The sequence below is a fragment of the Mycobacteriales bacterium genome (genome assembly GCA_035995165.1).
In the GTDB taxonomy this organism is placed as follows: Bacteria; Actinomycetota; Actinomycetes; order Mycobacteriales; family CADCTP01; genus CADCTP01.
Map to the genome: position 1 here is coordinate 1 of DASYKU010000104.1, position 21,005 is coordinate 21,005.

Annotated in this window: 20 protein-coding genes; 15 read left to right on the plus strand and 5 right to left on the minus strand. The window is 73.6% G+C overall.

Going from position 1 to position 21,005, the window contains the following annotated elements; genetic code table 11:
* On the plus strand, positions 1-261 hold a 261-nt coding region (locus tag VGP36_17595; GenBank protein ID HEV7656530.1), incomplete at its 5' end, for a hypothetical protein.
* 75 nt (positions 262-336) lie between these two features.
* Here the strand turns inward: VGP36_17595 and VGP36_17600 are convergent.
* Positions 337-951 carry a TetR/AcrR family transcriptional regulator gene (locus tag VGP36_17600; protein HEV7656531.1) on the minus strand — a complete coding sequence of 205 codons (615 nt, stop codon included), beginning with the start codon at positions 949-951 and terminating at the stop codon, positions 337-339.
* Between the two features lie 143 nt (positions 952-1,094).
* Between VGP36_17600 and VGP36_17605 the strand changes: the two genes are divergently transcribed.
* The 5 genes from VGP36_17605 to VGP36_17625 are packed head-to-tail and all read left to right on the plus strand — an operon-like array spanning position 1,095 to position 6,924.
* Positions 1,095-1,889, plus strand: a complete 795-nt coding sequence (locus tag VGP36_17605) for an SDR family oxidoreductase (protein HEV7656532.1) — start codon at positions 1,095-1,097, stop codon at positions 1,887-1,889.
* Positions 1,889-3,010 (plus strand): DUF5938 domain-containing protein, encoded by a 1,122-nt coding sequence (locus VGP36_17610; protein ID HEV7656533.1) that lies wholly within the window; start codon positions 1,889-1,891, stop codon positions 3,008-3,010. The genes VGP36_17605 and VGP36_17610 overlap by 1 nt, the downstream gene beginning before the upstream one ends.
* Positions 3,011-3,012: 2 nt before the next feature.
* Positions 3,013-4,548, plus strand: coding sequence for a long-chain fatty acid--CoA ligase (locus VGP36_17615; protein HEV7656534.1), 1,536 nt, complete (start codon positions 3,013-3,015; stop codon positions 4,546-4,548).
* The gene (locus tag VGP36_17620; GenBank protein ID HEV7656535.1) at positions 4,541-5,341 is read left to right on the plus strand and encodes an alpha/beta hydrolase; all 801 of its coding nucleotides are present in this window, start codon (positions 4,541-4,543) and stop codon (positions 5,339-5,341) included. Before VGP36_17615 ends, VGP36_17620 begins: the two co-directional genes overlap by 8 nt.
* A gap of 50 nt (positions 5,342-5,391) precedes the next feature.
* Entirely contained in the window at positions 5,392-6,924 is a 1,533-nt protein-coding gene (locus tag VGP36_17625) for a M20/M25/M40 family metallo-hydrolase (GenBank protein ID HEV7656536.1), read from the plus strand.
* 21 nt (positions 6,925-6,945) lie between these two features.
* On the opposite strand, the gene VGP36_17630 is transcribed toward VGP36_17625, so the two are convergent.
* Positions 6,946-7,569: a GNAT family N-acetyltransferase gene (locus VGP36_17630; GenBank protein HEV7656537.1), complete on the minus strand. Its 624-nt coding sequence runs from the start codon at positions 7,567-7,569 to the stop codon at positions 6,946-6,948.
* Positions 7,530-9,851 (minus strand): DNA helicase PcrA, encoded by a 2,322-nt coding sequence (pcrA, locus tag VGP36_17635; GenBank protein HEV7656538.1) that lies wholly within the window; start codon positions 9,849-9,851, stop codon positions 7,530-7,532. Before pcrA ends, VGP36_17630 begins: the two co-directional genes overlap by 40 nt.
* Positions 9,852-10,206: 355 nt before the next feature.
* On the opposite strand from pcrA, the gene VGP36_17640 reads away from it, so the two are divergent.
* Both VGP36_17640 and VGP36_17645 read left to right on the plus strand, forming a co-directional pair.
* Complete coding sequence (locus tag VGP36_17640; GenBank protein ID HEV7656539.1) at positions 10,207-10,485, plus strand: chorismate mutase; 279 nt, start codon at positions 10,207-10,209, stop codon at positions 10,483-10,485.
* 58 nt (positions 10,486-10,543) lie between these two features.
* The gene (locus tag VGP36_17645; GenBank protein ID HEV7656540.1) at positions 10,544-10,795 is read left to right on the plus strand and encodes a hypothetical protein; all 252 of its coding nucleotides are present in this window, start codon (positions 10,544-10,546) and stop codon (positions 10,793-10,795) included.
* Between the two features lie 267 nt (positions 10,796-11,062).
* Here VGP36_17645 and VGP36_17650 read toward each other — a convergent pair whose 3' ends face one another.
* Positions 11,063-11,788 (minus strand): PIG-L deacetylase family protein, encoded by a 726-nt coding sequence (locus VGP36_17650; GenBank protein HEV7656541.1) that lies wholly within the window; start codon positions 11,786-11,788, stop codon positions 11,063-11,065.
* A gap of 92 nt (positions 11,789-11,880) precedes the next feature.
* Between VGP36_17650 and VGP36_17655 the strand changes: the two genes are divergently transcribed.
* The 4 genes from VGP36_17655 (at position 11,881) to groL (ending at position 17,410) form a co-directional block, all read left to right on the plus strand.
* Complete coding sequence (locus VGP36_17655) at positions 11,881-14,493, plus strand: bifunctional diguanylate cyclase/phosphodiesterase (GenBank protein HEV7656542.1); 2,613 nt, start codon at positions 11,881-11,883, stop codon at positions 14,491-14,493.
* Positions 14,494-14,542: 49 nt separating this feature from the next.
* Complete coding sequence (locus tag VGP36_17660; protein HEV7656543.1) at positions 14,543-15,244, plus strand: hypothetical protein; 702 nt, start codon at positions 14,543-14,545, stop codon at positions 15,242-15,244.
* 136 nt (positions 15,245-15,380) lie between these two features.
* Positions 15,381-15,692 (plus strand): co-chaperone GroES, encoded by a 312-nt coding sequence (gene groES, locus VGP36_17665; protein ID HEV7656544.1) that lies wholly within the window; start codon positions 15,381-15,383, stop codon positions 15,690-15,692.
* Between the two features lie 77 nt (positions 15,693-15,769).
* Entirely contained in the window at positions 15,770-17,410 is a 1,641-nt protein-coding gene (groL, locus tag VGP36_17670; GenBank protein HEV7656545.1) for a chaperonin GroEL, read from the plus strand.
* Positions 17,411-17,538: 128 nt separating this feature from the next.
* On the opposite strand, the gene VGP36_17675 is transcribed toward groL, so the two are convergent.
* Positions 17,539-17,835 carry a WhiB family transcriptional regulator gene (locus VGP36_17675; protein ID HEV7656546.1) on the minus strand — a complete coding sequence of 99 codons (297 nt, stop codon included), beginning with the start codon at positions 17,833-17,835 and terminating at the stop codon, positions 17,539-17,541.
* Between the two features lie 197 nt (positions 17,836-18,032).
* On the opposite strand from VGP36_17675, the gene VGP36_17680 reads away from it, so the two are divergent.
* The 3 genes from VGP36_17680 to VGP36_17690 all read left to right on the plus strand — a co-directional run bounded on the left by VGP36_17680 (position 18,033) and on the right by VGP36_17690 (position 20,519).
* Positions 18,033-18,965, plus strand: a complete 933-nt coding sequence (locus tag VGP36_17680) for a MerR family transcriptional regulator (protein ID HEV7656547.1) — start codon at positions 18,033-18,035, stop codon at positions 18,963-18,965.
* Positions 18,966-19,757: a hypothetical protein gene (locus tag VGP36_17685; GenBank protein ID HEV7656548.1), complete on the plus strand. Its 792-nt coding sequence runs from the start codon at positions 18,966-18,968 to the stop codon at positions 19,755-19,757.
* 162 nt (positions 19,758-19,919) lie between these two features.
* On the plus strand, positions 19,920-20,519 hold the full coding sequence (locus VGP36_17690) for a response regulator transcription factor (GenBank protein ID HEV7656549.1): 600 nt from the start codon (positions 19,920-19,922) through the stop codon (positions 20,517-20,519).
* The last annotated feature ends 486 nt before the right edge of the window (positions 20,520-21,005 follow it).

Consider the following 21,005-nt stretch of genomic DNA (forward strand, 5'->3'; position numbering starts at 1 on the left):
CTGCCGGCCGCCCGGGTGGCCGGCGTCGCGGCCGGGCTGCACCTGGTCGTGCTGCTGCCGGAGGGGACCGACGACACCGCGGCGGCCGCGCGGATCCGCGCCGCGGGCGTCGGCGTGCAGCCGCTGTCCTTCCACCGGGTCACGCCCGGACCACCGGGCCTGGTCCTCGGCTACGCCGCCCACCCGCCGGACCGGCTCCGCGAGGCCGTCCGCCGGATCGCCACCGCCGTCGATCCGGTCCCGTCCCGTTCGTCATCCTGAGGACGCACCGCAGGACTTCGGAGGAACGGACTCGCGACCGGGCCTCTCGCCGGCCGCGACCGCCGGCGACCCCTGCTACGCGGCGACGGACTCCAGGAGGAAGGGCATGAGGTCGCGGACCTGGGTCTCCAGGTCCTCCAGCGACCCGGCCCGGCCGGTGATGTGGCCGAACAGGGCCTGCTGGAAGATCCCGTCCAGCAACCCGTACGAGGCCTGCGGGGAGCGGGCCGGCGCCCGTCCGGACAGCTCGGCGTAGCGGGTCACCACCCGCCAGATCATCTCCTCCAGCGTCTTGTCGATCATCGTGACCGCGTCGCGGAGGTTGAGCTCGAACATGCTCTGGGTGCGCAGGTCGTACCAGAGCCGGTGCATCGGGGCCTCGTCCCGGATGGTCTCCGCGAGCTTGGCCGCGAACGCCTCGACCAGCCCGGCCGGGGTGGTGGACTCGGCGATGACCGCGTCGTACCGGGTCACGCAGCGGGCCTTGTAGTAGCGCACGCAGTAGATGATCAGCTCGAGCTTGTCGTCGAAGTAGTAGTGCACGACGCCGTGACTGAACTCGGAGTTGCTGGCGATCTCGCGCAGGCTGGTGTGGGCGTAGCCGAGCTCGCCGAGGGTGCGCAACGCGGACTCGGCGAGCTGGTTGCGCCGGGCGTCGTACTTGTCCGCGGGCGCTTGACGAGCTGCCACGCCTCCCAGTCTAGGGCTTTCCTACATTTTCTTGACAGTCGTCCAGCGACCTCTTGACAGTCGTCAAGGTCGCGGTCGTAGGTTGTGGTCGCCGCCACACCACGGGGGTGGCGGCCTCGACCCGCGGACGCAAGGGAGCATCCATGGCTGGCCTCGATCTGACCGGACGCCGGGCACTGGTGACGGGAGCGGCCCAGGGGCTGGGCGAGGGCATGGCGCAGGCGCTCGCCGCGGCCGGCGCGTCGGTCGTGGTCGCCGACCTGCAGGACGACCTCGGGGCGAAGGTGGCCGAGTCGCTCGGGGAGAGCCACGGCTTCGTGCACCTCGACGTCAGCGACGACGAGAGCTGGGCCGCCGCGGTCGCGAGCGCGGTGGCGCAGCTCGGCGGCCTGGACATCGTGGTCAACAACGCCGGGGTCGAGATCACCAGCCTGCTCGTCGACGTCGAGGCGGCCCAGATCCGCAAGCAGCTCGAGGTCAACCTGCTCGGCACCACGCTGGGCATCAAGCACGCGTTCCGCACGATGCGCCCGGGCGGCGCGGCCGGCGCCGGCGGCTGCGTGATCAACGTCGCCTCGGTCGCCGCGACGATCGCGTTCCCCGGCATCGGGGTCTACTCCGCGACCAAGTCCGGCGTGGACCGGCTGACCCGGGTCGCGGCGGCCGAGTCCGGCGCGCTCGGCTACGGCGTCCGCGTCAACTGCATCTACCCCGGCCTGGTACCGACCGCGATGGGGGCCGGGCTGGCCAACGACGTCGCCCGCATCGGACTGTTCGGCTCGCCCGAGGAGGCGGTGGGCGCGGTCATCGGGCTGACGCCCTCCGGTCGGCTCGGCGAAGTGGCCGACATGGCCGACGCGGTGGTCTTCCTGGCCTCCGACGCGTCCCGGTTCGTCAACGGGGCCGGACTGCCGGTCGACGGCGGGATGGGGATGTGATGAGCACCGAGAAGCCTGTCGTCGTCTACGGCGTCTCCGGCTACACCGGCCGGCTGATCTGCGAGTACCTGCGCGAGTTCAACGTCCCGTTCGTCGCCGCCGGCCGGGACAAGGACCGGGTCCAGGCCGTGGTCGACAAGATCCCGGGCATCGAGGACGTGCTGCACGACGTCGTGCAGGTCGAGCACACCGTCGAGGCGCTGACCGAGCTGTTCACCGGCGCCTCGGTGGTCTGCAACACGGTCGGGCCGTTCATCAAGTTCGGGCACACGGTCATCGAGGCCTGCGCCAACGCCGGCACCCACTACCTCGACACCACCGGCGAGCAGGACTGGGTGATCGAGGTCAAGGACCGCTGGCACCGTCGGTTCGCGGACGCCGGGCTGCTGGTCTCCCCGGGCGTCGCGCAGATGTACACCACCGGCGAGATCGCGGCGAACCTCTGCCTGGAGCACCCCGGCCTGGACACGCTGGACATCCTGGTGCTCTGGAAGGGCTTCCCGACGTACGCGTCGACCCAGACGATCTTCACGATCCTCAAGGCCGACTGGTACTACCTGGAGCAGAACCAGTACCAGCAGTGGCCGATGGACAAGGTCTTCACCGTCGCGATCCCGGGCCAGCACGAGCTCGGGCTGGCGCTGCCCTGGGGCGGCACCGCGCACCCGGTCTGGTTCAAGGACGACCCGCGGGTGGCGAACGTCAAGGCCTGCGGCGGCGTCTTCGAGCGCGCGGTCATGGAGAACGTGATCGCCACGACCAAGATGTTCGAGGAGCAGATCAAGCCGCTGCCGCCGGAGCAGCAGGAGGCCGCGCTGGCCGAGATCGCCGGCTCGGTGCAGGCCGCGATGCCGCCGCGGGAGAACCCGCGGATCAACACCTCGCTCGACTCCGTGTACGCCTCGGGTCCGCTCGGCCGGGCCCACTGCGTCATCCACGGCAACCAGAACTACAAGCAGACCGGACTGCTGCAGGCGTACGGGGCGTACTCGCTGCTGCAGCAGGCGCCGAAGCGGGCCGGGTTCGCCTCGGCCTGCCAGGCCTTCGGGCACCGGGAGCTGCTCGGCGCGCTGCGCAGCTTCGGCCTGGTGATGGAGCCGGTCATCACGGTGGAGCGCTGAGCGTGCGCCTGGTCGACTACCTGGACAAGGGCGCGTCACTCGGGCCGGACGCGCCCTGCCTGACCACCGACGGCCGGTCCAGCACGTACGGCGAGGTGCGGGAGCTGAGCGTCCGGATCGCCGGCGCGCTGGCCCGGCACGGCGTCGCGCCCGGCGACACGGTGGCGATCCTGTCCGCCAACGACCCGGTCGCGTTCAGCTGCGTATTCGGCATCAGCCGGGCCGGCGCGGTCTGGTGCCCGGTCAACCCGCGCTCCGAGGCGGCCGAGAACCGGGAGCTGCTGGAGCTCTTCGAGTGCGGCACCCTGATCTTCCAGGCCCACTTCGCCCCGCTGGTGGCGCGGATCCGGGACCAGCTGCCGAAGCTGCACACGCTCGTCTGCCTCGACGACTCCGTCGACGGGGCGCTGTCCTGGGCCGAGTTCCTCGGCCCGGACCGGGAGGACGTCGACCGTGACCCCGTCGACGACCTCGCGATGATCGTCGGGACCGGCGGCACCACCGGGCGGCCCAAGGGCGTGCTGCTCACCGGCACCAACCTCGAGACGATGACCGCGATCACACTGATGAGCTACCCGTTCGAGCGGCGGCCGGTCTATCTGGCGCTGGCGCCGCTGACCCACGCGGCGGGCGTGCTCTGCTTCCCCGTGCTCGCGCTGGGCGGCGAGATCGTGGTGATGCGCTCGCCCGACGTCGGCGTGTTCCTGGAGCTGGTCGAGCGGCACCGGGTGACCCACACGTTCCTGCCGCCGACCCTGGTCTACATGGTGCTCGACCACCCCGCGCTGTCCCGTACGGACCTGGGCTCGCTGCGCTGCTTCTGGTACGGCGCGGCCCCCATGTCGGCGACCCGGCTGGAGGAGGCGCTGGTCCGGATCGGGCCGGTGATGGCGCAGCTGTTCGGGCAGACCGAGGCGCCGATGATGATCTCGACCCTGTCGCCCCGGGACCACTACCGCGCCGACGGCACGATCGCCCGCGAGCTGCTGTCCTCGGCCGGGCGGCCGGCCCCGCTGGTGACGGTCGCGGTGATGGCCGAGGACGGCACGCTGCTGCCGGCCGGTTCGCGCGGGGAGATCGTGGTGCGCAGCTCGCTGGTGATGCGCGGCTACCACCGGAACCCGGAGGCGACCGCGGAGGCGTCCCGCTTCGGCTGGCACCACACCGGCGACATCGGCTACCTCGACGCGGACAACGTGCTGTTCATCGTCGACCGGGCCAAGGACATGGTCATCACCGGCGGCTTCAACGTCTACTCGACCGAGGTCGAGCAGGCGGTCATGCAGCACCCGGCCGTCGCCGACTGCGCGGTGATCGGGCTGCCGGACGACAAGTGGGGTGAGCGTGTCACCGCGGTGGTCCAGCTGCGGGCCGGCCAGGAGCTCGACCGGGCCGAGCTGATGCACTTCGTCAAGGACCGCCTCGGCAGCGTGAAGACGCCCAAGCAGGTCGAGGTCTGGGACGACCTCCCCCGCTCCAGGGTCGGCAAGGTCCTCAAGTCCGAGATCAAGGAGGTCCTAGGCTCGGGCAATGGGTGACACCCACGAGATCCGGCTGCCGGACGGGCGCCGGCTGGCCTACTCCGACCACGGGACCGGGCCGGCCGTGCTGGCCTGCCACGGGACGCCGGACACCCGGCTGCAGCCGGCGGAGATGATCGCGGCCGCGGTCGGCGAGCGACTGCGGCTGCTCACCCCGGACCGGCCGGGCTTCGGCCGCTCCGATCCGTTGCCCGGCCGGACGCTGACCGACTGGCCTGCCGACGCCGCCGCGCTGCTGGACGCGCTCGGGCTCGACCGGGTCGCGGTGATCGGCGGCTCCGGCGGGGGTCCGTACGCGATCGCGACCGGGGTCGCGCTGGCCGAGCGGGTCAGCGCGGTCGCGCTGCTGTGCCCGGGCATCCCGGTGGACGCGCCGGTGCACGGGAACGTCGTCCCGCGCGACCGGGACGCGCTGCGGGAGCGGGGCGAGCTGTTCGCCCGGCTGCTGCGCGACGACCCGGCCGAGTTCACCCGGATGACCGGGCACGGGGTCTCGGAGCGGGCGCTGGCCTCGCTGCGGGAGGCGTTCGGCCAGGGCCCCGACGCGTACGTCGAGGACCACTCGATCAACGACTCCGACTGGGCCGGCCTGCTGCCGCGGCTGAACCGGCCGACCTGGATCTGGCACGGGGCGCAGGACGACAACATCCCGGTGGCGGCGGTGGGCTGGATGGCCGGCCGGATGCCGCGGGCGGAGCTGACCGTGCTGCCCGGGGCCGGCCACGACGTGTCCGCGGCCTGGCCGGACGCGTTCGCGTGGCTGGCCGGCGCAACCTCAGGCCTCTCATGAACCCGCCACCCGGTCCGGGCCCGGCCGCCGGCACGAGCATGGAAGCCGGCGTGAGCCCGACGGCCGGCACGAGCCCGACGGCCGGCACGAGCCCGACCGCCCGCGGGAGCGTCCTCGATGCGGTTCGGGGGTGGCGGCGGGAGCATGCCGCCGAGGTGCTGGCCGACTTCGCCGCGCTGGTCGCGCTGGAGAACGTGACCGGGGACGTGCCGGCCCTGCGGCGCAACGCGGCCGAGATCGTGGCCCGCCTGCGCGCCCGCGGCGTCGAGGCGGAGGCGCTCGGCCCGGACGGGGTCGCGCCGCTGATCGTCGGCCGCGTCCCGGCCCGCCCGGGCGCCCCACGCCTCGGCCTGTACGCGCACTACGACGGTCAGCCCGTCACGCCGTCGGACTGGTCGACACCGCCGTTCGAGCCGACCCTGATCGGCCCGGACGGCACCCGGTTGCCGCTCACATCCGCCTCCCCCGGCACCGCGGCGATCGCGGCCGCAATCGGCGACGGCGACGGCGGCGAGTGGCGCCTGCAGGCCCGCGCCACGGCCGACGACAAGGCCCCGATCGCCGCCCTGCTGGCCGCGCTGGACGCGATCGCCGGCGCCGACCGCGAGGTCGAGCTCGTGCTCTGCCTGGAGGGCGAGGAGGAGTCCGGCTCGACCCACCTCGGCGAGCTGATGACCGCGTACTCGGACCGGCTCGCCGCCGAGGCCTGGCTGATCTGCGACGGACCCGTCCGGCCCGGCAACGCGCCGCAGGTCGTGCTCGGCGTCCGCGGCCTGTCCGACCTGGAGCTGACCGTCTACGGCCCGGCCACGGAGGTGCACAGCGGGCACTACGGCAACTGGGCCCCGAACCCGGCGCTGGCACTGGCCGGGCTGCTGGCCTCGATGAAGGACGCCGACGGCCGGGTCACGATCGACGGCTTCACCGCCGACACCCGGCCGCCCTCGGCGGCCGAGCAGTCCGCCCTGGACGCGACGCCGCCGATCGAGGCCGGCCTGCTGGACCGGCTCGGCCTCGCCGCGGCCGAGGTGCCGGGCAGCCGGCTGCTGGACCGGCTGATGCTGCCCTCGCTGAACATCCGCGGGCTGCGCTCCGCCGATGTCGGACCGGCGGCCCGCAACGTGATCCCGGCGTCTGCGACCGCGTCGATCGACATCCGGCTGGCGGCCGGCGACGACCCGGCCCGGATGCTGGACCGGGTCCGGGAGCACGTCCGCGGCCACGGCTACCTGGTCCTGGACCGGGAGCCGACTCCCGCGGAGCGCCGGGCGAATCCCGCCATCGCCCGGATCGAGGGCCGGGTCGGCTACCCGGCCGCCCGGGCCCGCGCCGACCTGCCGGTGGTCGCGCACCTGATCGAGCTGGCGACCCGGGCCGCCGGCGAGCCCGCGATCACCCTGCCGACGCTCGGCGGCTCGGTGCCGCTGCACCACTTCGAGCAGGCGCTCGGTACGCCGGCGGTGATCCTCCCGATCGCCAACCCGGACAACAACCAGCACGCCGCCGACGAGAACCTGCGCCTGGGCAACCTCTGGTACGGCGTCGACCTCTTCGCCCTGCTCGTCACGACGCCCTGGACGTAGCGTCGGCGGGCTGGTCGCGGCCTAGAAGTCGATGCGGACCACGGCCCGGCGCAGGCTCGGCCGGACGACCTCGGTGAAACCGGCGGCGGTGAACAGGCCGAGCGTGCCGACGTGCAGCTCCTCCAGCAGCGCGGTCTTCGTCGTGGTCATCGGGTAGGCCTCCAGCGCGCGGGCACCCTGCTTGCGGGCGTGGTCCACCGCCGCGGCCGCGAGCGCCGTGGCGACGCCCTCCCGCCGGTGCGGGGCCCGGACCAGGAAGCAGGTCACCGCCCAGACCCCGGGATCCGTCCGGTCCTCGTCCCGGCCGACCCAGGCCGCCTTCGAGCTGTTGCGGGCCATCCCCTCGTACGCGGCCCGCGGCTCGACCGCGCACCACCCGACCGGCTCGCCGTCGGAGTACGCGACGAGGCCCGTGGTCGGGCCCGGCCCGCCGCAGTCGGTCTGCTCCCGCAGCCGGTCGGCCCGCACCTCGGCCGGGTGGTGCTTGAACGCCTCGCCGCGGGCCAGCTTCTCGCGCTGGCACCAGCACCGGGAGCCGGGACCGCGGCCGGAGAAGATCGCGACCAGGTCCTCCCAGCTCGCCTCGTTGGCCGGCCGGACGGTGATCAGAGCTTCTCCAACGGCGCGTAGCGGAGCAGGAGCCACTTCGGGCCGATGTCCGCGCCGAAGTCGATCTGGGCCTGCGCCTTCTCCGAGTCGCCGCGGACCGCGACGACCGTGCCGAGCCCGAACGCGTCGTGGCTGACCTTGTCGCCGAGGTTCAGCACGGGGATCGGCCGGTTGCCGGCGCCGCCCCGCAGCGTCCCCCGGGCCAGCGCGGTCGCGGCCACCCGGGCCTGCGCGGGCGCCTGCCGGCGCGGCTCGGACCGCTCCCAGTCGACGAGCTCCTCCGGCACCTCGTCCAGGAACCGGGACGCCGGGTTGTACGACGGCTGCCCCCAGGCCGAGCGGGTCACCGCCCGGGAGACGAACAGCCGCCGCCGGGCCCGGGTGATCCCCACGTACGCCAGCCGGCGCTCCTCCTCCAGCTCCTGCGGGTCGCCCAGGGTGCGCAGGTGCGGGAAGACGCCGTCCTCCATGCCGGTGAGGAACACCACCGGGAACTCCAGGCCCTTCGCGGTGTGCAGGGTCATCAGCGTGACCACGCCGCCGTGCCCGTCCGCGTCCGGGATCGAGTCGGCGTCCGCGACCAGCGCGACCTGCTCCAGGAAGTCGGCCAGGGTGACCGCGACCCCGCTGTCGCCGCCGCGGGTCTGCTCGTACTCGCGGGCGACCGAGACCAGCTCGCGGACGTTGTCCACCCGGGACTCGTCCTGCGGGTCGTCGCTGGCCTCCAGCTCGCGCAGGTAGCCGGTCTTGTCGATGACCGCCTCCAGCACCGCGGCCGGCCCGTTGCCCTCGCCGGCCTCGACCGCCCGCAGCTCGATCATCAGCGTGACGAAGTCGTTGATCGCGGCGACCGACCGGGCGGCGATGCCGGGCGCGTCGGCGGCCCGTTCCAGCGCCTCGGCGAACGCGATCCGCTCCCGCGACGCCAGCGCCCCGACGCAGGCCTCGGCCCGGTCGCCGATCCCCCGCCGCGGCGTGTTGAGGATCCGGCGCAGGCTGACCACGTCGGTGGTGTTCGCGATCAGCCGCAGGTAGGCCAGCATGTCGCGGACCTCGCGGCGCTCGTAGAAGCGCACCCCGCCGACCACCTTGTACGGCAGGCCGACCCGGATGAACACCTCCTCGAACACCCGCGACTGCGCGTTGGTCCGGTAGAACACCGCGACGTCGGTGGGCTGGATGTCCTCGGTGTCGGAGAGCCGGTCGATCTCGCCGGCCACCCAGGCGGCCTCGTCGTGCTCGTTGTCCGCGACGTACCCGACGATCTTGTGGCCGGCGCCGGCGTCGGACCAGAGGTTCTTGGGCTTGCGGTTGGCGTTGCGGGAGATCACCGCGTTGGCCGCGGTCAGGATCGTCTGGGTGGAACGGTAGTTCTGCTCCAGCAGGATCGTGGTCGCATCCGGGTAGTCCCGCTCGAACTCCAGGATGTTGCGGATGCTGGCACCGCGGAACGCGTAGATCGACTGGTCGGCGTCGCCGACGACGGCCAGCTCGGCCGGCGCCAGCTCACCGCCGGACGGGCCGACCAACTCGCGGACCAGCACGTACTGCGCGTGGTTGGTGTCCTGGTACTCGTCGACCAGCACGTGCCGGAACCGCCGCCGCCAGTGCTCGGCCGCGGCCGGGAACGCCTGCAGCAGCGTCACCGTGGTCATGATCAGGTCGTCGAAGTCCAGCGCGTGGGCCTGCCGCAACCGGGTCTGGTACGCCGTGTACGCCTCGGACAGCACCTTCTCGATCCCGTTGCCGGCCTTGGCCGCCCACTCGTCCGGGTCGACCAGCTCGTTCTTCAGGTTGCTGATCTGGGCCAGCATGCTGCGGGCGGGGTAGCGCTTCGGGTCCAGGTCGAGATCCCGGCAGACCATCGTCATCAGCCGCTGCGAGTCGGCCTGGTCGTAGATCGAGAACGTCGACTTCAGCCCGAGCGTCTTGGCCTCGGCCCGCAGGATCCGGACGCACATCGAGTGGAACGTGGACACCCACATGGACCGGGCCCGCGGCCCGACCAGCGCCGAGACCCGCTCCTTCATCTCGCCCGCGGCCTTGTTGGTGAACGTGATCGCGAGGATCTCGCCGGGCTGGGCACCGCGGTGGGCCAGCAGGTGCGCGATCCGGTAGGTCAGCACCCGGGTCTTGCCCGAGCCGGCCCCGGCCACGATGAGCAGCGGCGAGCCGGCGTGCTCGACGGCGGCCCGCTGGCTCGGGTTCAGCTCATCGAGCAGCTTGTCCGCGTCGACCGCGAGCCGGACGGGGCGGGGACGGCGAGGCTCCGGAGCGGCCGTGCCGGCCGCCGGGATCTCCATCTGGCTGCTGCTCATATCCGAACAAGCGTACGACCGGGAGCCGACAATGCTGGCTTTGGCGCTCCGCGCCGGGCGCTCCTGGCGGCGTCTTCACCTCCGCGCCTCGACGGTGGGCGTGGTCGCGGGGTCGGCGGGCGCTCCAGTCCGGACACCGCCGCGCCCGGCGGCGGACCGCCTGTAGCCCTTCCGACGGGTCGGATGCCCTGCTAGAGTCTCCTCCGTGCACACGACGCAGCGATTTTTCTATGGGTACCGGTCCTCGGTATCCAGCGTCGTCTGACCTCAGACAACCAGGAACCCCGGGCTTCTCGCCCGGGGTTTTGTGTTTCCGGGCGGCGAGTCTGGACCAGCTGACTCCAGGAGCCCCACAGTGACAAGCATGCTGACCTCCCCCGCCGCCGCCGGTGAAGCGGACCTGATCCCGCTGCTGCGTACGCAGATCGACGCGATCGACGCCGGTATCGCCCGGCTGGTCGCCGAGCGCGCGCGGTTGTCGGCCCGCATCCAGTCCGCCCGGATCGCCTCCGGCGGCGTGCGGGTCGAGCTCGGTCGCGAGCGGTTGGTGCTCGACGGCTACCGGCAGACCCTGGGCGAGGACGGCGTCCCCCTCGGCAGCGCGGTCCTCCGCCTGTGCCGCGGGCCGCTGTAACCGACCACCGGCTGCGAACCCGCCTTTTCGGGTACGGACCCGGGCGTACGGTCGGGTCATGAACGAGGACATGCTCCGGCGACGGCGGCAGATCTACGAACAGATGCGGCTGACCGGGCAGAAGCTCGGACCGCTGCAGAAGCTGCGGATCCGGCGCCGGCTGCGCCGACTGGTCTCCGCCCCGCCGTACGGCCCGCCCGGCGACGGTCGCGGTGAGGACGGCGGCGCCGGGGTGCGCGAGCCGCGCCGGCCGCGCCCGCAGTCCCCGCAGGGCGCCGCCGAGCTGCCCCGGGACCCCGCCGACCGCTGACCCCCGGCCGAGCGCCGAGGGCCCGGCCGAGGGCCGAGGGCCCAGTGACCGGCGGGGACACGGCCGGCAGGACGGGTGCGGGTGCGGATCGGCCCCCGCTGGACGAGAGCAGGGACCGACCCCTGGACCGGCGAGCCGAAGCCGCCGACCCCGCGTCGCGAGCCGGCGACCGGGACGCCGACACACGCAGCACAGTCAAGAGCCCCCGGCCCCGGCACACCAGGAAGTTCTCCGGCAGTTTCCGGCCGGGCTCGGCCAGCACCGACGTCAGCCGGTCAGGACGACCTGGTACGCCTCGGCCAGCCGGCCCAGCGGCAAGCCCGCCGCGGCCGCATTGGCCCCGTTCCACTCCCGCAGCATCTTCTCCAGCCCCTCACCGAGGTGCCCGGTCTGGCTGGCGTGCGCCCGCAGCGCCGCCAGCTTCCGGCCGAAGGCGTCGGTGATGTCGACCCAGCGGTCGGCGACGGCGCCGCCGGACAGCCAGACCTCGGGGACCGTCCAGGCCTGCAGACCCTCGTCCGCGAGCAGGGACGGGTGCGCGAACGGGTTGCGCGCGTCCGGGTAGACCGCGCACAGCGTCGCCTCGCCGACGGCCAGGTGGTCCGGGTGCGAGGGGGCGATCCGCTGGAAGTTGCGGGTCGGGGTGGAGGTCAGCACCAGCTGCGGGCGGATCCGGCGGATCTGCCGCGCGATGTCCCGGCGCAGCTCGTGGGTGACGTACACCTGGCCGTCCGGGTAGCCGAGGAACGTCACGTCGGTCACCCCGACCGCCGCGGCCGCGGCCCGCTGCTCGCCCTCGCGCAGGACCGGCATCTGGTCCCGCGGCGTCTCGTCGAAGCCGCCGGCGTCCCCGTACGTCACGATGCAGTACGCGACCTCGACGCCGGCGGCGGTCCAGCCGGCGATCGTGCCGGCCGAGCCGAAGTCGACGTCGTCGGGGTGCGCCACCACGACCAGCACACGTTCGGGCACAGTCACCTGCGGGCTGGTCACGGCGCGGATCGTACCGGGCCGGACCCGTCGCCCAAGGGGCTATGGGCGGGCTCGGCTGGTGTACGGACCCTCCGGTCGGCTAATACCTACCAATGGAGCCGACGACGCCCTTGTCCCGGACCGTCGTGTCCCGGGTCGCGATGGCGGCCGGGGCCGCGCTGGCCGGGGCGGCGTTCGCGGTGGTCGCGGTCTGGCTGGTCGGGCGGCTGCCCGGCTCGCGCGCCGTCGGCGACCTCGCGTCGGTGGCGGCGGCCGGACTGGCCGCGGCGGCCGGACTGGTCGCGGCCCGGCGGACGCACGGCCGGGTCCGCCGGGGCTGGCTGCTGCTGGCCACGGGCTGCGGGATCGACGCCCTCGGCCAGCTGTCCTGGACGGCCCACCAGCTCGGCAGCGGCGTCCCGGCCCCGGACGACTGGCTCACCTCGGGCCTGCTGATCGGCTCGGTCGCGGTCTCGCTGCCGGGCCTGCTGCTGCTGCCGGCCCGGCGGCTGGACCGGCGCCGCGCGTTGCGGCTGCTGCTGGACGTGCTGATGGTCGGCACCGCGCTCGGGGTGGCCGGCTGGGCGCTGATCATCGGCCCGGCGCTGGCCCGGCCCGGCGGCGGCCGGATGGTCCTGGACTACGGCCTGCCGTACTCGGTGGCCGCGGTCGTCACCCTGGCCGTGGTCGTGCTGGTCGCGGCCCAGGCCGGCGGCCGCTGGCTGGTGCCGGTGCTGCTGGTCTGCGGCGGGCTGGCGGTGCGCGCGATCGGCCGGCTCGCCCTGGTCGGCCTGATCATCCGGGACGAGTACACCGCCGGCGGCGCGCTCGACCTGTGCTGGATCGCCGGGTTCGGGCTGATCGCGGCGGCGGCGCTGCGGCGCCCGGCGGACTGGCCGGCCGGGACCCGGCCGGCGGCGAGCACGGCCGAGCGGAGCACCCGGGTCCGGGTGCTGCTGCCGTACCTGCCGGTGGTGGTGGCGCTGATCGCGGCCGCGGTCGCCGGCCCGGGCCTGCGCGGACCGGGCCTGGTGCTCGGCAGCGTCGCCGTGATCGTGCTGCTGCTGGCCCGGCAGGTGCTGACCGCGCTGGACAACGCCGCGTTCGCCGCCGAGGAGACCCGGATGGCGTACTCGGACCCGCTGACCGGGCTGGGCAACCGGGCGCTGCTGGCGGCCGAGGTGGCCCGGGCCCAGCGCGCGGCCCGCGGCGGCGACCGGCTGTCGCTGCTGCTGCTCGACCTGGACGGGTTCAAGGCCGTCAACGACTCGCTCGGGCACGAGGCCGGCGACCGGCTGCTGGTCCGGCTGGCCGAGCGGCTGGCCGCCACCGTCGGCCCGGAGGACGTGGTCGCCCGGCTCGGCGGCGACGAGTTCGCGGTGCTGGTCGAGGCGCCCACGCCCGGCGCCGGGCTGCGCACCGCCCGCCGGCTGCTGGACGCGCTCGGCGCCCCGGTCGAATTCTCCGGCCGTACGGTCCGGGTCACCGTGAGCATCGGCGTCGTCGAGCAGGTCGGCGGCGACACCGGGGACGTGCTGCGGGACGCCGACGTGGCCATGTACGCGGCCAAGGCCGCCGGCAAGGCCTGCGTCCGCCAGTTCGAACCGGCGATGCGCCGGGCGGTGGTCGCCCGGGCCGAGCTCGAGGCCGACCTGCGGCACGCGCTGGACCGGGGCGAGTTCCGCCTGCGCTTCCAGCCCGTGGTCGACCTGGACACCCGCGAGGTCCGCGGGGCCGAGGCGCTGGTGCGCTGGCAGCACCCGCGCCGCGGGCTGCTCGCGCCGGACTCGTTCATCCCGCTGGCCACCGAGGTCGGGCTGGTGGGCGAGCTGGACCGGTGGGTGATGGACGAGGCCAGCCGGATCGCGGCCGGCTGGCAGCTGCTCAAGCCCGGGGTGACGATCAGCGTCAACGTCACCGCCGACCGGTTCGCGGCCACGGACCTGGTCGGCGCGGTCGCGGACGCGCTGGCCGAGACCGGGCTGCCGCCGCACTGCCTCACCCTGGAGCTGACCGAGACCGCGCTGGTGGCGGACGCCGAGGCGACGATCAGCCGGCTGGGTGCGCTCGGTGCGCTCGGCGTCCAGGTCGCGATCGACGACTTCGGCACCGGCTACTCCTCGCTGGCGTACCTGCACCGGCTGCCGGCCAGCATCCTGAAGATCGACAAGTCCTTCGTGGAGGGCCTCGGCACGAACGCGGAGTCGACCGCGCTGGTCCGGGTGATCATGGGCCTGGCCGACACGTTCGGGCTCCGGACGATCGCCGAGGGGGTGGAGACGGAGTCGCAGCGGGCGCTGCTGCGGGCGCTGGGCTGCACCCGGGCCCAGGGTTACCTGTTCGCGCCGCCGCTGGAGGCGGCCGACCTGGAGGCGCTGCTGGCCGGGCCGGCCCGCGGGGTCGGCGCGGCCCGGCTGCGGGCACCGCACGACGAGCTCGCCGCCGGCGACCCGCCCGAGCCGATGCCGGAGCCACCGCTGCCGGCCGACGAGGAGCCGGCCGAGGAGCCGGCCGCGCGCGGGGTCGGCCCGGCCCGGCTCCGCCTCCTCCCGACGCCGGCGGACCCGGACACCGCCGACACCGCCGACACCGCCGCCGATCCCGCTGACCCGACCGAGGCGGCCGACTCGACCGAGGCCGCCGACGCCGCGGCGGACGCGGTGGAGCCGGTCGGCGCCGGTCCGGTCGCGACCGAACCGGTCGAGGCCGGGCAGCAGGAGAGCTGAACCGGCCCGAACCGGCCCGAACCGGCCCGGAACGCGCCAGGATGCCGGCGTGACCGGCTGCGAGGTACGCGACGACGGATCGGCGTACCTGGTGCGCCCGAGCGAGCCGAGCGGGGCGGCGGTGCTGTTCCTGCACTGGTTCGACCCGCCCGAGGTGAACTCCGACCGCACCGAGTTCCTCGCCGAGGCGGTCCGGCTGGCCGGCCGCGGTGTCCGCTCGCTGCTGCCCCAGCAGGCCTTCCCGTGGTCCGGCGACCCGGTCGGCGACGACCGCGACCGGGCCACGATCGAGACCGAGCTGACCCGGCTGGGCGCCGCGCTGGACACGCTCGCGGCCGGGCCCGGCGTCGACCGGATCGCCGTCGTCGGCCACGACTACGGGGCCATGTACGGCGCGGTCCTGGCCGCCCGCGACCCCCGCGTCCGGGCCCTGGCCGCGCTGGCCCCGGACGCGAGCTGGTCGACCTGGTTCCAGGCGTTCTGGCTGACGCTGCCCGACCCGGACCCGTACGCGGCCCTGTTCGCGGACCTGGAGCCGGTGGACGCGGTCGGCCGGGTGGCCGCCGACCGGCCGGTGCTGCTGCAGTTCGCCGACGACGACTTCTACGTCCCGGAGGCGGTCCGGGACCGGTTCCGGGAGGCCGCGCCGACCGCCACCACGACCGTCCACCCCAAGGCCGGCCATCGTCTCGACCTGGCCGCCCTGACCGTACGGACGCGGTGGCTCGCCGAGGTGCTGCGACTGCCTTGAGCGTTTGGCACTCGTCGGTCTAGAGTGCCAACCGAGAGCCGCCGTACCGATCCGGCACCCGCGACGACGGGTCGGCGGGCCGCTCCGTCCACTGAACCCACATACGAACCCCAGCTTCAGGAGGGGGAGTCAGCTCGTGACGACCGCCACCAAGGTCAACATCAAGCCGCTCGAGGACCGGATCGTGGTCCAGGCCAACGAGGCGGAGACCACCACCGCTTCCGGCCTCGTCATCCCGGACACCGCCAAGGAGAAGCCGCAGGAGGGCACCGTCATCGCGGTCGGCCCCGGCCGCTTCGACGACAAGGGTGACAAGCGCATCCCGCTCGACGTCGCCGTCGGCGACGTGGTGCTCTACTCGAAGTACGGCGGCACCGAGATCAAGTACTCGGGCGAGGACTACCTGATCCTCTCCGCCCGCGACGTCCTCGCCGTCGTCGAGCGCTGACGCCCGACCTGAGACACACCCAACCGCCCCGGGGCCAGCAGGACGGCCCCGGGGCGGTGGTGGAGTGAGGACGCACGATGCCCAAGATCATTTCTCATGCCGATGCCACCCGTAAGTCGCTCGAGGCCGGCGTCAACCGTCTTGCCAACACGGTGAAGATCACGCTCGGCCCGCGCGGCCGCAACGTGGTGCTGGACAAGAAGTTCGGGGCGCCGACGATCACCAACGACGGCGTCACGATCGCCCGTGAGATCGAGCTGAGCGACCCGTACGAGAACCTGGGCGCCCAGCTGGCCAAGAACGTCGCCACCAAGACCAACGACGTGGCCGGCGACGGCACCACGACGGCCACCGTGCTCGCGCAGGCGCTGGTCCACGAGGGCATGCGCAACGTGGCCGCCGGCGCCAACCCGATGTCGCTCAAGCGCGGCATGGACCTCGCCACCGAGGCGGTCAGCAAGTACCTGACCGCGATCGCCGCCGACGTGGACACCGAGGAGGCGATCTCGCACGTCGCGACCGTCTCCGGTCAGGACGCCACCATCGGCGCGATGATCGGCAAGGCCGTGACCCGGATCGGCCGCAAGGGCGTGATCACGGTCGAGGAGTCCAACTCGATGACCACCGAGCTGGTGTTCACCGAGGGGATGCAGTTCGACAAGGGCTACATCTCGCCGTACTTCGTGACCGACCAGGAGAGCATGGAGGCCGTCTTCGACGAGTGCTTCGTGCTCATCACTCCCCAGAAGATCAGCAGCCTGTCCGACCTGCTCCCGTTGCTGGAGAAGGTCATCGAGCAGTCCAAGCCGCTGCTGATCATCGCCGAGGACGTCGAGGGCGAGGCGCTGTCCACGTTGGTGGTCAACGCGATCCGCAAGACGTTCCCGGCGGTCGCGGTGAAGGCGCCGTTCTTCGGCGACCGGCGCAAGGAGTTCCTGCAGGACCTGGCGATCATCACCGGTGGTCAGGTCGTCGCCCCCGAGGTCGGGCTCAAGCTCGATGAGGTCGGCCTGGAGGTGCTGGGCCGGGTCCGCCGGGCCACCATCACCAAGGACGGCACCACGCTGATCGACGGGTTCGGCAACCCGAACGCGATCAACGACCGGATCCGCCAGATCGAGCGGGAGATCGAGGACACCGACTCGGACTGGGACCGGGAGAAGCTGCAGGAGCGGCTGGCGAAGCTCGGCAACGGGGTCGCGGTGATCAAGGTCGGCGCGGCCACCGAGGTCGAGCTCAAGGAGCGCAAGCACCGCGTCGAGGACGCGATCTCGGCCACCCGTGCGGCGGTCGAGGAGGGCATCCTGCCCGGCGGCGGCTCCGCCCTCGTGCACGCGGCGGCGGCGCTGGACGACCTGATGCTCGACGGCGACGAGAAGACCGGCGCGGCGATCGTGCGCCGGGCCCTCGACGAGCCGCTGCGGCAGATCGCCCGCAACGCCGGGTTCGAGGGTTCGATCGTGGTCTCGAAGGTCCGGGACCTGGCGATCGGCCAGGGCTTCGACGCGGCCGTGGGTGACTACGGCGACCTCGCCGAGCGCGGGATCGTCGACCCGGTCAAGGTGACCAAGGCGGCGCTCATCAACGCGGTCTCGATCGCGACGATGGTCCTCACCACCGAGGGCGCGGTCGTGGACAAGCCGGACGTGCCGGTCCAGGCCGGCGAGTACGACGGTGGGCACGGGCACTCCCACGGGGGTCCGTCCCACTCGCACTGATCCACGTCGGTACGGCGGCTGTCCCCGATCGGGGGGCGGCCGCCGTTCTCGTTCCCGGCGGAGCCCGGCGATACAAGAAGAAGGCGGCCCTCCCCCGTACGGGATGGGCCGCCTTCGTCTGTGGACCGTCAGTGGGTGATGTGGCTGCCCGTCTTGGCGGCGACGACCTCGTCGCGCTCGGACTCCGACATGCCACCCCAGACGCCGTAGGGCTCGCGGGTCGCCAGGGCGTGCGCCCGGCACGGGTCGACCACCGGGCAGCGCGCGCAGACCTGCTTGGCCGCCTCCTCGCGGGCGGCCCGGGACGGACCCCGCTCCCCCTCCGGATGGAAGAACAAGTTGCTGTCCTGCCCCCGGCAGGCGCCCTTGAGCTGCCACTGCCACAGGTCCGCGTTCGGACCCGGCAGTCTTCGGATATCGGCCATATCAGTCCCTCCGCGCCTCGATGCGGGTAGAAAGTCCCCGTCGCGATCGACCGTACAACCGCGCCATAAGTTGTTCAACCCTCAGGAGCTACGAGTTGCCGAGCCGAGCCAGTGCCGCCGATGATGGGCCGGTGCCAGGCGAACCCGGTACGGACCTGGCTCCGGACCCCCCCGAGGCCAGACTCACCGTTGCGGCGGTGGCCCGGAGGCTCGGGGTCGCGCCCGCGACGCTGCGGACCTGGGACCGGCGGTACGGGCTCGGGCCTACCCTGCACTCGGCCGGCGCACACCGGCGCTACTCGCGCTCGGACATCGCCCGGCTGGAGGCCATGCGGCGGCTCGTCCTGGACGGCGTCCCGCCGGCGGACGCGGCCCGGCTCGCGGTCGAGACCGTGCCCGCGCCGCGGGACGACCAGGACAGCCCGCCCCCGGGTCCCTCCGGCCGCCTGGGCGTCCTGGACCCGCCGGTCGACACCCGGCCCGCGGGCGGCCCCGGCGGGCGCGTGCTGGCACTGCCCGGCGGCACCGCCGAGGTGCGCGGGCTCGCGCGGGCGGCGATGGCGCTGGACTCCGGGACCGTCCGGGCCGCGCTGGAGCGGGCGCTGGCCGAGCACGGCGTCATCCCGACCTGGACCGAGCTGCTGACCCCGGTGCTGGTCGCCGTCGGCGAGCGCTGGGCCGCCACCGGCGAGGGCATCGAGGTCGAGCACCTGCTGGCCGAGACCGCGGGGGCCGCCCTGCGGGCGGTCAGCGTCGCGCCCGAGCCCCGCAACGGGCGCCCGGTGCTGGTGGCCTGCGCGCCGGACGAGCAGCACAGCCTGCCGCTGTCCGCGCTCGCGGCCGCGCTGGCCGAGCAGCGGATCGGGGTTCGGATGCTCGGCGGCGGGCTGCCGGCGCCGGCGCTGGCGGCCGCGGTCCGGCGTACCGGACCGGCGGTGCTGTTCATCTGGGCCCAGCTCGCCCGGCACGCCGACGTCCGGGTGCTGGAGGGGTTGCCGCTGCTGCGGCCGCCGGTGGTGGTGCTGGCCGGGGGTGCGGGCTGGCGCGGCCGCCGGCTGCCGGCCCGGGTCACGTACGCGCCGGACCTGGCCGACGCGGTCACCCTGGTCACCCGGGCCGTCGGCGGCTGAGTGGACGCGCTGGAGCGGGCGGCGTTCCACGGGCACCCGGACGAGGCCCTGCCGATCCTGGCCGCCCTGGACCCGGACGGGCCGGTGCCGGACCGGATCCGCTGGCTGGCCGGCGTGTGTCTCGGCGCCACCGGCCGCTACGCCGCCGCCGAAGGGTGGCTCGCGCCCGCAGGGGAGCCGGCGGGCTCCCCGGCGGCGAGTTGCCTGGCCTCCCATCGGCGGCAGGTGGGGCGGCACGATCTGGCCGAGCCGCTGGATCAGCTGGCGCTGGCGACCGCGACCGGCTTCTCGGACCGGGCCGACGCGCTGACCGGGCTGGTCGCCGACGCGATCGGCCGGCACGACCTGGACCTCGTTCGGGGGAGACTGGCGGTCGCCACCTACTGGGTGAACTCCCGTGACGTTGCGTGGCGAGAAAAGGTCAGACTTGGCTGGGTGACCGCAGAAGCCGCACTGCTCGCCGGCGACTTCCCCACGGCCGTCGCCGCCGGACGACGCGCCGAGGGAATTTCACGCGGCGCCACGGCGTGTCGACACGCCGTGAAATCTCGGCTCGTCCTCGGCGTCGCCCTGTACGCCGCGGGCAGGTCCCGACCGGCCGCGCGATTACTCCGGAAAGCCGCCGCCGGAGCGGACCGCTTGGGCCTGATCCCGCTGGTGAGCCCCGCCCGTACGGTGCTGGCGGAGATCGTGCAGGTCCACGCCCCGGATACGGCCGAGCGCGAACGGCAGCGGGGTCGTTCGGCGCAAAGCATCATTCAGAAACCCGCCACCGAGGGCAGTTACGGCTAGGCTGCCTGACGGACCGCGCGCTCGTCTCCCGTCCCGGACAGCGCAACTGTCCCGGCCCGGGCTTTCCACAACGTCACCCGGACGGTCTACAGTCACGGGGGCGTTCCACATCACGGGGGGTGATGCACGACCTGACGCGGCCTGCGCTGAGGAGGATTTCCGGTGACCAGCGTGCTCATCTGTGACGAGCGACGGGGTGTCCGAGACGGTCTCGCGCAGTTCATGTCGGTCGTACCCGGCGTCGACCGTGTCGACACCGTCGCCAGCGGCGACGACATGCTGGAGCGGTTCCCGCGAGAGCGGCCCGATGTGGTCCTGGTCGGGACACAGCGCGCCGTCGACACCGGGATCGTGCTGACCCGTCGACTCGTCTCCCGGCACCCGCGGGCGTGTGTGCTCGTCTTCGGCGCCGCCGACGACACGGCCAACATCGTCGCCGCCGTCGCGTGCGGGGCGCGGGGGTACCTGCGGTGGGACGCGTCCCACGCGGAGGTCTGCGCGGCGCTGGCGCATGCGCTGGCCGGTGTCGAGCTCGCCGGCCCGCGGCCGGCTCGTCAGGACACCGACGTGCGGTTGACCGCGCGCGAGCTCCAGGTGCTCGTCGGCATGACCGAGGGCAAGAGCAACGGCGAGATCGGGCGGGAGCTGTTCCTCTCCGAGGACACGGTCAAGACGCACGCACGCCGGCTCTTCCGCAAGTTGGGTGTGAACGATCGCGCCCAGGCGGTCGCCCACGGCTTCCGCCGCGGTCTCGTCTCCTGATCTTTCGCGCTCGTCTCCCCGTCTGCGACGGGCGCTCCTGATGCTTCGCGGTCGTCTCGTACGACAGGCGTTCCCGGCTTGTGTCGTGTCCCGTTCTGCGACGGGGCCGTTCCCGGGACCCGTTGTTGTCTCTCGTCCGCGGCGGGGGCGTCCCCGGGTTCGGTCGGCCCGGCGCGGGCCTGCGACGGGCTTTCCGGGGGCTCCGCCCCTCTCGACCCCGTCAGGGCTCCGCCCTGGACCCGGCATGGGCGTCCCGCCCCTACAACCCCTGGAAGGTGAAGCGGAGCGAGCACGTGTGGGCTCTTGTATGCGGCCTGCGGAGGGGAGTCCGCTCCGGTAGCCGCGCTGCAGAACGTCAGCACGCTCGTTGAGCGGCTTTCGGTCAGCACCACGGCGAAGGCGGGGAGCACCCCTCCGCAGGCCGCCCCCGATCCCGACCCGCACCTGACTCCCGTTTCACATTCCCCGGGGGTTGTAGGGGCGGGA